We start from the raw sequence: 13,388 nt of genomic DNA, 5'->3' as shown, positions 1-13,388 counted from the left end.
ACAGATCAGGCGACGACTTGCCAGTCCAATGGCCAACGCCCGGCACGCCATTGCAGCAGCCACATCATGCCGACCACAGTCTTAGCGTCGGTCAACTTGCCATCACGCATCCAGGCTTCCAACTCACCCTGGGTGGCGGCAAACACATCCAGAAATTCGCCTTCATCCAGATGGCGCTCGCCCAAGGTCAAGTCATCGGCAAACCAGACTTCAATCACCTCGGTGGCATAGCCAATGACGGGGTGCATGACACCTGCCTTGGCCCAACGCTTGGCGCGGTAACCGGTTTCCTCCAGCAACTCACGCTGCGCACAGGCCAATCCACCCTCACCCTGATCCAGCTTGCCCGCCGGAAACTCGATCATGGTTTGACGCACGGGGTAACGGTACTGCCGCTCCATCACCAAACGCCCATCGGGCAAGATGGCCACAACCATCACGGCACCGGGGTGCACCACGTATTCCCGCGAGGCCTCCCGGCCATCGGGCAAACGAACTCTGTCGCGCCGCATCTGCAGGAACGAACCCTGATAGACGGGCTCCGACGAGAGCGTGTCCTCACGCAGGTGATCGTCGCTCAAGGGCACATCAGACATGGCGGCCTCAGCAAGGGGTCACTGGCGACGCAGATAGCGCCACACAAAACCTGGGAACGCCAGGGTCAGCATCACGCACAACCACACGGCCACGAATTCCCAGCGCAGCGGGCTGGCCTGACCCAGGTGCGTTTCCAGCCCCCAGCCCATTGCAGCCACGCTCAATGCATAAACCAGCAATTCCAACAAGCGCCAGGCCACGGCCTTCGGTGCACGCACCGGCCCCACGACGAACAGTCGCTCATTGATGAATGGCAAATTGGCCGCGATCAACGCGGCCAACAGCACAGTGTAGATCGCCCAGACGGGCACGAGGCCCGTCATACGGCAACCCGACGACCCAAGGTCATCAGCTTCATTTTCAACCTGCCAAAGATTGCGTGATCACGCGGGCACACAGGGCCATCAGGCCACCAGGCAGCAAGCCCAGACCCAGCACCACCAGTGCGTTCACAGACAACAGCACGCGAGCACCGCTGCTTTCGATCGGTGCAGCGCCCTCCACCGGCTCGTCAAAGTACATGACCTTGATGACGCGCAAGTAGTAGAACGCAGCGACCAGCGACAACAACACAGCCACGATCGAGATCTGCAGCAGCAGACCCGAGCTGGTCGTGATCAGCGCTTGCAGCACGGCCAGCTTCGCGTAGAAGCCCACGGTCGGCGGAATACCGGCCAGCGAGAACATGAACACGGCCATCACACCAGCCAGCATCGGGCTGCGCTTGTTCAAACCGGCCAGATCCGAAATCTGTTCCGACTCGAAGCCAGGGCGCGACAGCACCATGATCAGACCGAAGGTGCCCAGCGTGGTCAGCACGTAGGTGATGACGTAGAACAGGGCCGAGCCCAGACCGTTGCCAGCCGTGACAGTGCTACCGGCCACGACGGTGGGCACAAAACCCAGCAGCATGAAACCCAGTTGGGCAATACCGGAGTACGCCAGCATGCGCTTCAGGTTGGTCTGTGCGATGGCGGCCAGGTTACCCAGGGCCATCGATGCCACAGCCAGAATCAGCAGCATTTGCTGCCAGTCCACGGCGGTGTTGATCAGGCCTTCCACCAACAAGCGGATGGTGATGGCGAACGCAGCCAGCTTGGGCGCGCCTGCAACCAGCAAAGTGGCTGTGGTGGGGGCACCTTGGTAGATGTCAGGCACCCACATGTGGAACGGCACCACACCCAGCTTGAACGCCAAGCCAGCCACGATGAAGACCAGACCGAAGGCCAGCACTTGCTTGTTGATCTGACCGGTCAGTGTGGCCTTGTACACCTCGCCCAGGTCCAGAGAACCGGTGGCGCCGTACATCATGGACAGGCCATACAGCAAGAACCCAGAAGCCAGCGCACCCAGCACGAAGTACTTCATGCCCGCTTCGGTGGCCTGCACGTTGTCACGGCGCAGGGCCACAAGTGCGTACAGCGACAGCGACATCGCTTCCAGACCCAGGTAGATGGACAGGAAGTTGTTGCCGATGATCATCACCGAGATGCCGAACAGCGAGAACATGCTCAGGCTGAACAGTTCCCCCTTGAGCATTTCGCGGTGCGAGGCATAGACCTGCGAATAGGTCAGGGTTGCCATCACAGCCAAGGTTGCGCACAGAGCCAGCAAGTGGCCCAGCGGGTCGACCACGACCATTTTCTGCATGGCATACACGGATTCCGTGCCGCCCAGGGCGTTGAAATGCAAACCCGCCACAGCCGCCAGCGACAGCATCGCCAGGAAGTAAGTGGGCTTGCGTTGGGGACAGGTGACGAACAGATCCGCGAGCGCGACCACACAGGCCATGCCCAGCAGGACGATCTCGGGAGTCACCGCGAGCCAGTTCAAATCAGTCATCTTGTGTCGGCCCTCAGTTCAACTTGCTTTGTGCCACGTGCTTGAGCAGCTCGGTCACCGAGACGTGCATCACGTCGGTGAAAGGCTTGGGCTGGATACCCATCCACAGCACGGCGGCCGCCAGCACGGCCAGGATCAGGAATTCACGCGCATTGATGTCGGTGAGTTCACGAACGTGATCGTTGGTGACATCGCCAAAGTACACGCGCTTGTACATCCACAGGGTGTAAGCAGCACCGAAGATCAGCGCGGTCGCAGACAGCAAACCGATCCAGAAGTTGTACTGCACCGAGCCCAGAATCACCATCCACTCACCCACGAAACCAGCAGTACCCGGCAGGCCGCAGTTGGCCATCGAGAACAGCAGCGCGAAGGCAGCGAACTTCGGCATGGTGTTGACCACACCACCGTAAGCGGAGATTTCACGCGAGTGAACGCGGTCGTACAGCACGCCAATGCTCAGGAACATGGCGCCCGACACGAAACCGTGGGAGATCATCTGAACCAGACCACCGACCACACCCAGTTCATTGAAGATGAAGAAGCCCAGGGTCACGAAACCCATGTGCGCGATGGACGAGTACGCCACCAGCTTCTTCATGTCGTTCTGAACCATGGCCACCAGACCGATGTAGATCACACCGATCAGCGACAGGGTGATCACCACGGGGGCAAACTCATGCGAGGCGTCCGGCACGATGGGCAGCATGAAACGCAGGAAGCCATAGCAACCCAGCTTCAGCATGATGGCAGCCAGCACCGCGGAACCACCGGTCGGCGCTTCCACGTGCACGTCGGGCAACCAGGTGTGCACCGGGAACATCGGCACCTTGACAGCAAACGCAGCAAAGAACGCACCGAACAGCAGCGCCTGAGGCGTGGCCGGCAGTGGCAGCTTTTGCCAGGTCATGATGTCGAAGCTACCACCCGACTTGTAGTACAGGTAGACCAGCGCGATCAGCATCAGCAGCGAACCGAGCAGTGTGTACAGGAAGAACTTGAACGCGGCATACACGCGGCGTGGGCCACCCCAGATACCGATGATGATGTACATCGGGATCAGCGTGGCTTCGAAGAACACGTAGAACAGCATGCCGTCCAGTGCTGCGAACACGCCAATCATCAGACCCGACAGGATCAGGAAGGCGCCGTAGTACTGGTGAGGACGGTCTTCGATGACTTCCCAACCTGCCAGCACCACGATCACCGTGATGAAGGCTGTCAGGGGCACGAACCACATTGAGATGCCGTCCACGCCCAGGTGATAGAACACATTGAAGCGCTCAATCCAGGGGGCGTGTTCGACAAACTGCATCGCAGCCGTACCGGCATTGAAGTCAGTGATCAAGGGGATGGTGACCGCGAAGCCGATGATCGAACCGATCAGGGCCACCCAACGGGTAACGCGGGCATTTTCCTGGCGGCCGATGGCCAGCAACAGGATCCCGACGGCCACTGGAATCCAGATGGCCAGAGAGAGGATATTGGACATTGTTTGCATGGACCGGTCCTCGCGCTCAGTGCTGCATGAACACGAACCAGGTCATGAGGGCGAACACCCCCAGGATCATGACCAGTGCGTAGTGATAGAGGTAGCCTGTTTGGAACAGGCGGGTCAGCGAGCCGATCAGGCCGACCAGCTTGGCCGAACCGTTCACAGCCAAGCCATCGATCAGAGCCACGTCACCCACCTTCCAGAAGATGCGGCCCAACAGGCGCGCACCAGCGGCGAAGATGTTCTCGTTGATCCAGTCGAGGAAGTACTTGTTTTCGCCCACCACGATCAGCGGACGCAGCACCTTGGCAAAGAAGGCCGGGATCTGAGGCGCCACGATGTAGAACACGAAGGACGTGGCCACACCACCCAGCGCCAACCAGAACGGAAGCGTGCCGAACGCGTGCATCGCCATCGCCCAAGCGCCATGGAATTCATGCGCCAGCTCATGCATGCCAGGATGCTTGGCTGCGTCGATGAACACCGCCGACTCCAGGAAGTTACCGAACAGCAGCGGCTCGATGGTGAAGTAACCAATCGCGACAGAGGGGATCGCCAGCAGCACCAGCGGCAGGGTCACCACCCAAGGCGACTCGTGCGGCTCGTGCGCATGACCATGATCGTCGTCGTGATGATCGTGTTCACCCGGGAACGGCTTGTGATGGAAGTGTTCCTTGCCGTGGAAGACCAGAAAGTACACGCGGAAGCTGTAGAAGGCGGTCACGAACACACCCGCCAGCACGGCAAAGTGTGCGAAACCGGCTGCCGGCAATTCGCTCGCTGCAACGGCTTCGATGATCGAATCCTTCGAGTAGAAGCCCGAGAACAGCGGTGTCCCGATCAGGGCCAGGTTGGCCAGCAGGAAGGTGATCCAGGTGATGGGCATGCGCTTCCACAGACCACCCATGTTGCGGATGTCCTGATCGTGGTGCATGCCAATGATCACGGAACCTGCGCCCAAGAACAGCAAGGCCTTGAAGAAAGCGTGGGTCATCACGTGGAACATGCCGACGCCGTAGGCCGAGACGCCCAACGCGACGGTCATGTAACCCAGCTGCGACAGCGTGGAGTAAGCCACCACGCGCTTGATGTCGTTCTGGATGATGCCCAGGAAACCCATGAACAGCGCCGTGATCGAACCGATGATCACGATGAAGTTCAGCGCAGCGTCCGACAGCTCAAACAGCGGCGACATGCGGGTCACCATGAAGATGCCGGCGGTCACCATGGTCGCGGCGTGAATCAGCGCCGAGATCGGGGTCGGGCCTTCCATCGAGTCAGGCAGCCACACGTGCAGCGGGAACTGAGCCGACTTACCCATCGCACCGATGAACAGACACACGCAGATCACGGTGATCAGCAGCCAGTCGGTTTGCGGGAACAGCATCGCGCCCAGGGCTTCACGCTTGGCAAACACTTCGGTGTAGTTCAGCGTACCGGTGTATGCCAGCAGCAAACCGATGCCCAGGATGAAGCCGAAGTCACCCACACGGTTGACCAGGAAGGCCTTCATGTTGGCGAAAATGGCTGTGGGCTTCTTGAACCAGAAACCGATCAGCAGGTACGACACCAGGCCCACCGCTTCCCAGCCGAAAAACAGCTGCAGCATGTTGTTGCTCATCACGAGCATCAGCATCGAGAAGGTGAACAGTGAGATGTACGAGAAGAAGCGCTGGTAGCCAGGATCTTCTTCCATGTAGCCGATGGTGTAGATGTGCACCATCAGCGACACGAAGGTCACCACGCACATCATCATGGCCGACAAACCGTCGATCATGAAACCGACTTCCATCTTCAGCGAACCCAACGTCATCCACTCATAAACCGTGGCATTGAAGGTCGCGCCATCCAAGGCGACTGCCTTGAGGGTCATCGCCGAGATGATGAAGGACACCAGCACGCCCAGGATCGTGATCATGTGCGCGCCGCGACGGCCGATCGTCTTGCCGAACAGGCCGGCGCAGATCGAGCCGACCAGCGGGGCCAGAGGCACCGCCAGCAGCGAGTTGAGAGAAAGTTCTGACATTCTTGTATCTCTCCCGATCAGCCCTTGAGCGTATCCAACTCATCGACGTTGATCGAACGACGATTGCGGAACAGCGTCACCAAAATGGCCAGACCGATCGCGGATTCAGCCGCAGCCACGGTCAGGATGAAGAAAACGAAGACCTGTCCGTCCATGTCACCCAGGTAGTGGGAGAACGCGACGAAGTTCAGGTTCACGGCCAGCAGCATCAGCTCGATGGCCATCAGCAGCACGATCAGGTTCTTGCGGTTCAGGAAGATCCCGATGACCGACATGGCGAACAAGATCGCGCCCAGCGACAGGTAATGTCCGAGTGTGATCGAGGTCATGCTTGGCCTCCAGCCTGGGTGTTGGCGTCAACTTCAACGGGGGCTTCCACTTGGGCAGCCACCTTCACCACGCGCAGGCGATCAGCCTTCTTCACGCGCACCTGTTCGGCGGGCTTCTGATGCTTGGAGTCCTTGCGCTCACGCATCGTCAGCGCGATCGCGGCCACCATACCGACCAGCAGGATCACCGCAGCGACCTGAACCGGGAACAGATAGTGAGAGAACAACTCCACGCCCAGCGCCTTGGCATTGGCCATCTTGGCCAGGTCCGGCGCCATCGGCTTGGCCACTGGCAAGTTGAAGCCGCGGGTCAGCACGAAGGACATTTCCAGGGCAATCACGACGCCGATCAAGCCAGCGAGCGGGAAATGCTTCCAGAAACCCTGACGCAGGGAGTCGGTGTTGATGTCGAGCATCATCACCACGAAAAGGAAGAGCACCATCACCGCGCCCACGTACACCAGCACGAGGGAAATGGCGAGGAACTCAGCTTGCAGCAGCATCCACACACAGGAGGCGCTGGCGAAAGCCAGCACCAGGTGCAATGCAGCAGTCACCGGGCTCTTGGCGGTGATCACGCGGAAACCCGCGTAGACCAGCACGAAGGCGAAGGTATAGAAAAGTAGGCTTAAGGTGTCCATATCGGGTCAGCGGTATTTCGCGTCCGCCTCCTTGTTGGCTGCAATTTCCTTCTCGTAGCGATCACCCACCGCAAGGAGCATGTCCTTGGTGAAGTACAGATCGCCGCGCTTCTCACCGTGGTATTCGAAGATGTGGGTTTCCACGATCGCGTCCACGGGGCAGCTTTCTTCGCAGAAGCCGCAGAAGATGCACTTGGTCAGATCGATGTCGTAGCGGGTGGTGCGACGTGAACCGTCTTCACGCATGCCGGCTTCAATCGTGATCGCCATGGCGGGGCAAACCGCTTCGCACAGCTTACAGGCGATGCAACGCTCTTCGCCGTTTTCATAACGACGTTGGGCGTGCAGACCACGGAAGCGTGGAGACAACGGTGTCTTTTCTTCGGGGAACTGCACAGTGATGTGCGGCTTCAAGAAGTGACGGCCTGTCAGAGCCATCCCCTTGAAGAGTTCCACCATGAAGAAGCTCGAAATGAATTCCTTGAGGGACGTAGTCATGTGGGGTGCCCCTTCTTATTTCCAGATGTTCCAGGGGGACATCATCCAGCAGCCGACCAGGATCAGCCAGACCAGCGTCAGCGGGATGAAGATCTTCCAGCCCAGACGCATGATCTGGTCATAACGGAAGCGGGGGAACGATGCACGCACCCACAGGAACAGCGTCACGATGATGAATGCCTTGATGCCCAACCAGATCCAACCGGGGATGAAGCTCAACGCTTCGACCGGAGGCAGCCAGCCGCCAAAGAACATGATGGCGCACAGAGTGGACACCAGAATCATGTTGGCGTATTCGGCCAGGAAGAACATGGCAAATGCCATACCGGAGTACTCGATCATGTGACCGGCCACGATTTCCGACTCACCTTCGACCACGTCGAAGGGGTGACGGTTGGTTTCGGCCAGACCGGAGATGAAGTACACCACGGTGATCGGCAGCAGCGGCAGCCAGTTCCACGACAGGAAGTTCAGGCCCATCTCGGCGAACTGCCCCTTGCCTTGGCTCAGGACGATGTCGGTCATGTTCAAAGAACCCGCCGTCATCAGCACGATCACGAAGCAGAAGCCCATCGCGATTTCGTAGGACACCATCTGGGCCGATGCGCGGATGGCGCCCAGGAAGGCGTACTTCGAGTTGGATGCCCAGCCGGCGATGATCACGCCATAGACTTCCAGCGAAGTGATGGCCATCAGGAACAGCAAACCTGCGTTCACATTGGCCAGTGCCACTTCGGGGCCGAAGGGAATCACAGCCCATGCAGCCAGAGCCGGCATGATGGTCATGATGGGGCCCAGGAAGAACAGGCCCTTGTTGGCGGCCGACGGGATGATGATCTCTTTGAAGATCAGCTTGACCGCGTCAGCGATGGGCTGCAGCAAACCGGCCGGACCGGTCCGGTTAGGACCTGGACGGATCTGCGACCAGCCAATGGCCTTGCGCTCCCAGAGGGTCAGATACGCCACGCAACCCAGCAGGGGCAGCAACAGCGCCACGATCTTGATCAGAGACCAGACCACGGGCCATGCTGCGCCAAGGTTGGCGGCACCAGCGTTGTACAGGGTGTCAATCATCTGTTGTCTCCCCTACCCTTCAGGCCTTTTCGACGCGGATTGCGCCGAACGAAGCACCCAGGGTGGCGGTGGCAGCGGTACCGGCCGGCACGCGCACGACGTTGGCAGGCAAGCTGGCATCCAGTACGGCAGGCAGCACAGCTGCGGCGCCGTCTTGCGACACCTTGACTTGCGCACCTGCGCTCAGACCCAACTCAGCCCACAAGGCTTGCGGCAAGCTGGCCGCCGGCGCCTTGGCGTCGGCCGTGGCTTGCAGCGCGGGCGCACGACGCACCAAGGCATCCGCACTGTAAATCGGCACGTCAGCCAGGCGTTCCAGATCACCGGTCGAACCCACAACGTTGACCGACGCGCTGATGGCGTTGTTCAACTTGGCAGGCAGTGCGGCCAGATCACCCAGAGCGGCCGACCTGACCTCTTCCGAGGTTTCAAAACCGAAACCATCCAGGCCCAGCATCGTGCCGAGAACGCGCAGCACCTTCCAGGCAGGACGGGCATCGCCTTGAGGCTTGACCGAGCCGTGGAAGCTCTGGACACGGCCTTCGGCATTCACGAACGTGCCGGAGGTCTCTGCGAAGGCAGCGATCGGCAAGATCACGTCGGCGTAATCGTTCGCCGAGGTCTTGAAGGCCGACAGGGACACGACCATGTCGGCGCCCTGTACCGCAGCCATGGCCGCAGACGGGTTGGCCGCATCGAATTCAGGCTCAACACCCAGCAGCACGAGGCCCTTGAGACCCTTGCCAGCCAGCATTTGCCCTGCGTTCAGACCGCCTTGCTTCGGCTGTGCGCCCACCAGTTGGGCACCCACCGTGTTGGCCGACTCACCGAAGAAGCCCAGCTTGGCGCCAGTTTGCTCGGCAATCCATTGACCCAGCGCTTGCAGCGACGCGGCTTGAGGATGTTGAACGGCTGCGTTGCCCAGGAACACGGCGCCGTTTTGACCCGACAGCAGCGAGGCGGCAATGGCCTTGGCGGCATCGGTCACGTTGCCAGCGGCGGGGGCGCTCACGCCCTTTTCGGCAGCCACGGCAGCGGCGATGTCAGCCAGGGCTTGAACCCAGGCGCTTGGCGCCACGGTCACGCGGTTGGCGACAGACATCAGCCAGTCATCGTTCACGCCGCCCACAGCGGAGATCTGTGCACCACGCTTGGCAGCCTGACGCAGACGCGAGGCGAACAGCGGATGGTCCTTGCGCAAGAAGGAGCCGACCACCAGCGCGCGGTCCACATTGGACAGCTCGGCGATGGACATGCCCAGCCAGCGTGCACCGGCACCTTGACTGAAATCAGCCTGACGCAGACGGGTGTCGACGTTGTCACCACCCAGGCCACGCACCAGTTGCGCCAGCAAGAACAGCTCTTCGACAGTGCTGTGCTCGGTGGCCAGTGCACCGATGGCAGCAGCACCGCTTTCAGACTTGATGTTCTTCAGACCATTGGCCACGTATTCCAGGGCCGTGGTCCAGTCGACTTCGCGCCACTCACCGCCCTGCTTCAGCATGGGCTTGGTCACGCGTTGATCGCCGTTGAGCGCTTCGTAGCTGAAACGATCGCGGTCGGCGATCCAGCACTCGTTGACATCTTCGTTTTCGAAAGGCACCACACGCAGAACCTTGCCGTTCTTGACCTGAACAATCAGGTTGGCACCGGTCGAGTCATGGGGGCTGACGCTCTTGCGACGCGACAGTTCCCACGTACGGGCGTTGTAGCGGAAGGGCTTGCTGGTCAGCGCACCGACCGGGCACAAGTCGATCATGTTGCCCGACAGCTCGGAGTCCACCGATTGCCCCACAAAGGTCTCGATCTGAGCGTGCTCACCGCGGTTGACCATGCCCAGTTCCATGACGCCGGCCACTTCCTGACCGAAACGCACGCAACGGGTGCACTGGATGCAGCGGCTCATCTCTTCCATGGAGATCAGCGGGCCGACATCCTTGGGGAAGACCACGCGCTTTTCTTCGGTGTAACGCGACGAGTCGCCACCGTAGCCCACAGCCAAGTCTTGCAGCTGGCACTCACCGCCCTGGTCACAGATCGGGCAATCCAGAGGGTGGTTGATCAGCAAGAACTCCATCACGCTCTTTTGAGCCTTGATGGCCTTGTCGCTCTTGGTGCGAACAATCATGCCTTGCGTCACGGGCGTGGCGCAGGCGGGCATGGGCTTGGGCGCCTTCTCGATGTCCACGAGACACATGCGGCAGCTGGCAGCCACCGACAGCTTCTTGTGGTAACAGAAGTGCGGAATGAAGGTCCCATTCTCTTCGGCAGCACGGATGAGCATGCTGCCTTCCTGGGCCTGGACTTTTCGTCCGTCGATTTCGATTTCAACCATGTGAGGCTTCCCGCTCAGATGTAGGCCGGGACCGTGCAGGTCTTGTTTTCGATGTGGTGTACGAATTCATCGCGGTAGTGCTTGATGAATGCGCGCACCGGCATGGCAGCCGCGTCGCCCAGAGCGCAAATCGTGCGACCCTGGATGTTTTCGGCGACGTTGTCCAGCAACGCGATGTCTTCAGGACGGCCTTGACCGTTTTCAATGCGGTCGACCAGGCGCCACAGCCAGCCCGTGCCTTCGCGGCAAGGGGTGCATTGGCCGCAAGACTCGTGCATGTAGAAGTAAGACAGACGCTGCAGGCTCTTGACCATGCAACGCGTTTCGTCCATGACGATGACCGCGCCGGAACCCAACATCGAACCAGCCTTGCTGATCGAGTCATAGTCCATGGTCAGTTCCATCATGATGTGACCAGGGATCACTGGCGACGACGAGCCGCCGGGGATCACAGCCTTGAGCTTCTTGCCTCCACGCACACCACCGGCCAACTCCAGCAGCGTGCTGAAAGGTGTGCCCATGGGGATTTCGTAGTTGCCGGGACGCTCAACGTCACCCGAGATGGTGAACAGCTTGGTGCCACCGTTGTTGGGCTTGCCCACGTTCAGGAAGGCTTCGCCACCGTTGCGAATGATCCAGGGAACGGCCGCAAACGTTTCGGTGTTGTTGATGGTGGTGGGCTTGCCGTACAGACCGAAGCTGGCAGGAAACGGCGGCTTGAAGCGGGGCTGCCCCTTCTTGCCTTCCAGCGATTCGAGCAGCGCGGTTTCTTCGCCGCAGATGTAAGCACCAAAACCATGGTGAGCGTGCAGCTGGAAGCTGAAGTCGCTGCCCATGATGTTGTTGCCCAGAAAGCCCGCTGCGCGCGCTTCTTCCAGCGCCTCTTCAAAGCGCTCATAGGCTTCAAAGATTTCGCCGTGGATGTAGTTGTAACCCACGGTGATGCCCATCGCGTAGGCCGCAATGATCATGCCCTCGATGACGATGTGCGGGTTGTAGCGCAGGATCTCGCGGTCCTTGGCCGTACCGGGTTCGCCTTCGTCGGAGTTACACACCAGGTACTTTTGACCCGGGAACGTGCGAGGCATGAAGCTCCACTTCAGGCCGGTCGGGAAACCCGCACCGCCACGACCGCGCAGGCCCGAAGCCTTCACTTCCGCGATCACCTGATCTTGGGTCAGGCCTTCACCGCCATCCTTGCCCAGGATCTTGCGCAACGCAGCATAGCCGCCACGCGCTTCGTAATCCTTCAGGCGCCAGTTGGTGCCGTCGAGGTCAGCGTAGATTTGAGGGGAAATGTGGCGACCGTGGAAAACGGTTTCCTTGCCCGTCGCCTGGAATTTGGAAAGGTCCAGCATCTTTTTCCTTACCTCACTTGGCCTGAGCCTTGAGCGCGTCGACCAACTCATCGAGTTTGTCGTTGCTCAAAAAGCTGACCATCTGGCGGTCGTTGACCAGGGCCACAGGTGCATCGGCGCAAGCGCCCAGGCACTCGCAGTGCTGCACGGTGAACAGGCCATCGGCCGTGGTGCCACCGTCTTCCACACCCAGCTTGTCACACAGGTGCTGCAGGGCCTTCTGGCCGTCGCGCAACTGGCATGGCAGGTTGGTGCACACGTTCAACTTGTACTTGCCAACCGGCTTCTGGTTGTACATGTTGTAGAACGAGGTGACCTCGTGGACCGCAATCGCAGGCATGCCGATGTGATCGGCGATGGCTTGCTCGGCCTCGGGAGAGACCCAGCCCTGCTCTTGCTGGATGATGGACAGACAGGCCATCACCGCCGACTGACGCTGGTCAGCCGGGTACTTGGCGAGTTCGCGATCGAAGCGCGCTTTGGTTTGTTCGCTCAGCATGATTACTCGGTCACTTAGCGGTCGATTTCACCGAACACGATGTCCATCGTGCCGATGATGGCCACGGCGTCAGCCAGCATGTGGCCACGGGACATTTCGTCCAGCGCGGCCAAATGGGCGAAACCAGGGGCACGGATCTTCAGGCGGTAAGGCTTGTTGGCACCGTCGGAAGCCAGGTAGATGCCGAACTCACCCTTGGGGTGTTCGACAGCAGCGTAGGCTTCGCCTTCGGGAACGTGGAAACCTTCGGTGAACAGCTTGAAGTGGTGGATCAACTGTTCCATGGAGGTCTTCATCTCGACACGAGATGGCGGCGCCACCTTGTGGTTGTCGGTGATGACCGGACCCGGGTTGGCACGCAACCAGTCCACGCACTGCTTGATGATGCGGTTGGACTGACGCAGCTCTTCCACGCGCACGACGTAACGGTCGTAGCAGTCACCATTGGTACCGACGGGAATGTCGAAGTCCAGCTTGTCGTAAACGTCGTAGGGCTGGTGCTTGCGCAGGTCCCACACGATGCCGGAGCCACGCAGCATGGCGCCTGTCATGCCCATTTGCAGAGCGCGCTCAGGCGACACCACACCGATGCCCACAGTACGTTGCTTCCAGATGCGGTTTTCGGTCAACAGCGTTTCGTACTCGTCGACCAGCTTGGGGAAGCGCTGGGTGAAATCGTCGATGAAGTCCAGCA

General features: G+C 60.0%; 13 protein-coding genes. All 13 read right to left on the bottom strand.

The window, feature by feature from the left end; all coding sequences use genetic code 11:
- Positions 1 to 5: 5 nt before the first annotated feature.
- A complete protein-coding gene (locus tag ACMV18_RS12695) occupies positions 6 to 596 on the bottom strand; it encodes an NUDIX domain-containing protein (RefSeq protein WP_420818148.1) in 591 nt (196 codons plus the stop codon).
- Positions 597 to 614: 18 nt separating this feature from the next.
- Entirely contained in the window at positions 615 to 908 is a 294-nt protein-coding gene (locus tag ACMV18_RS12690; protein ID WP_420818147.1) for a DUF2818 family protein, read from the bottom strand.
- Between the two features lie 49 nt (positions 909 to 957).
- Positions 958 to 2,439 (bottom strand): NADH-quinone oxidoreductase subunit NuoN, encoded by a 1,482-nt coding sequence (gene nuoN, locus ACMV18_RS12685; RefSeq protein ID WP_374255555.1) that lies wholly within the window; start codon positions 2,437 to 2,439, stop codon positions 958 to 960.
- A 13-nt stretch (positions 2,440 to 2,452) separates the two neighbouring features.
- Positions 2,453 to 3,931, bottom strand: coding sequence for an NADH-quinone oxidoreductase subunit M (locus ACMV18_RS12680; protein WP_374255601.1), 1,479 nt, complete (start codon positions 3,929 to 3,931; stop codon positions 2,453 to 2,455).
- Positions 3,932 to 3,956: 25 nt separating this feature from the next.
- Entirely contained in the window at positions 3,957 to 5,960 is a 2,004-nt protein-coding gene (gene nuoL / locus ACMV18_RS12675; RefSeq protein ID WP_374255556.1) for an NADH-quinone oxidoreductase subunit L, read from the bottom strand.
- Between the two features lie 17 nt (positions 5,961 to 5,977).
- Positions 5,978 to 6,289 carry an NADH-quinone oxidoreductase subunit NuoK gene (nuoK, locus tag ACMV18_RS12670; protein WP_374255558.1) on the bottom strand — a complete coding sequence of 104 codons (312 nt, stop codon included), beginning with the start codon at positions 6,287 to 6,289 and terminating at the stop codon, positions 5,978 to 5,980.
- On the bottom strand, positions 6,286 to 6,930 hold the full coding sequence (locus ACMV18_RS12665) for an NADH-quinone oxidoreductase subunit J (protein ID WP_374255559.1): 645 nt from the start codon (positions 6,928 to 6,930) through the stop codon (positions 6,286 to 6,288). The genes nuoK and ACMV18_RS12665 overlap by 4 nt, the downstream gene beginning before the upstream one ends.
- Positions 6,931 to 6,936: 6 nt before the next feature.
- A complete protein-coding gene (nuoI, locus tag ACMV18_RS12660; RefSeq protein WP_374255560.1) occupies positions 6,937 to 7,428 on the bottom strand; it encodes an NADH-quinone oxidoreductase subunit NuoI in 492 nt (163 codons plus the stop codon).
- Between the two features lie 15 nt (positions 7,429 to 7,443).
- Positions 7,444 to 8,502: an NADH-quinone oxidoreductase subunit NuoH gene (gene nuoH / locus ACMV18_RS12655; protein WP_420818146.1), complete on the bottom strand. Its 1,059-nt coding sequence runs from the start codon at positions 8,500 to 8,502 to the stop codon at positions 7,444 to 7,446.
- Positions 8,503 to 8,521: 19 nt separating this feature from the next.
- On the bottom strand, positions 8,522 to 10,837 hold the full coding sequence (nuoG, locus tag ACMV18_RS12650) for an NADH-quinone oxidoreductase subunit NuoG (RefSeq protein ID WP_420818145.1): 2,316 nt from the start codon (positions 10,835 to 10,837) through the stop codon (positions 8,522 to 8,524).
- Between the two features lie 14 nt (positions 10,838 to 10,851).
- Positions 10,852 to 12,195, bottom strand: a complete 1,344-nt coding sequence (gene nuoF / locus ACMV18_RS12645; RefSeq protein WP_374255565.1) for an NADH-quinone oxidoreductase subunit NuoF — start codon at positions 12,193 to 12,195, stop codon at positions 10,852 to 10,854.
- A gap of 13 nt (positions 12,196 to 12,208) precedes the next feature.
- Positions 12,209 to 12,694, bottom strand: coding sequence for an NADH-quinone oxidoreductase subunit NuoE (gene nuoE / locus ACMV18_RS12640; protein WP_374255566.1), 486 nt, complete (start codon positions 12,692 to 12,694; stop codon positions 12,209 to 12,211).
- A 14-nt stretch (positions 12,695 to 12,708) separates the two neighbouring features.
- Positions 12,709 to 13,388, bottom strand: a 680-nt coding sequence (locus ACMV18_RS12635) for an NADH-quinone oxidoreductase subunit D (protein ID WP_420818144.1), incomplete at its 5' end; no start/stop codon positions are given.

Source organism: Aquabacterium sp., assembly GCF_048860245.1.
Taxonomy (GTDB): Bacteria; Pseudomonadota; Gammaproteobacteria; order Burkholderiales; family Burkholderiaceae_C; genus Aquabacterium.
Note: the sequence above shows the minus strand (reverse complement) of the source record. Positions and strands in the feature narration are given on the sequence as shown.

What these genes read in the sequence shown, in the direction of transcription:
- nuoH (WP_420818146.1), bottom strand. Translation starts at nt 8,502, where the DNA reads ATGATTGACACCCTGTACAACGCTGGTGCCGCCAACCTTGGCGCAGCA.
- ACMV18_RS12695 (WP_420818148.1), bottom strand. Translation starts at nt 596, where the DNA reads ATGTCTGATGTGCCCTTGAGCGACGATCACCTGCGTGAGGACACGCTC.
- ACMV18_RS12680 (WP_374255601.1), bottom strand. Translation starts at nt 3,931, where the DNA reads ATGTCCAATATCCTCTCTCTGGCCATCTGGATTCCAGTGGCCGTCGGG.
- nuoN (WP_374255555.1), bottom strand. Translation starts at nt 2,439, where the DNA reads ATGACTGATTTGAACTGGCTCGCGGTGACTCCCGAGATCGTCCTGCTG.
- nuoK (WP_374255558.1), bottom strand. Translation starts at nt 6,289, where the DNA reads ATGACCTCGATCACACTCGGACATTACCTGTCGCTGGGCGCGATCTTG.
- ACMV18_RS12665 (WP_374255559.1), bottom strand. Translation starts at nt 6,930, where the DNA reads ATGGACACCTTAAGCCTACTTTTCTATACCTTCGCCTTCGTGCTGGTC.
- nuoL (WP_374255556.1), bottom strand. Translation starts at nt 5,960, where the DNA reads ATGTCAGAACTTTCTCTCAACTCGCTGCTGGCGGTGCCTCTGGCCCCG.
- nuoE (WP_374255566.1), bottom strand. Translation starts at nt 12,694, where the DNA reads ATGCTGAGCGAACAAACCAAAGCGCGCTTCGATCGCGAACTCGCCAAG.
- nuoG (WP_420818145.1), bottom strand. Translation starts at nt 10,837, where the DNA reads ATGGTTGAAATCGAAATCGACGGACGAAAAGTCCAGGCCCAGGAAGGC.
- nuoI (WP_374255560.1), bottom strand. Translation starts at nt 7,428, where the DNA reads ATGACTACGTCCCTCAAGGAATTCATTTCGAGCTTCTTCATGGTGGAA.
- nuoF (WP_374255565.1), bottom strand. Translation starts at nt 12,195, where the DNA reads ATGCTGGACCTTTCCAAATTCCAGGCGACGGGCAAGGAAACCGTTTTC.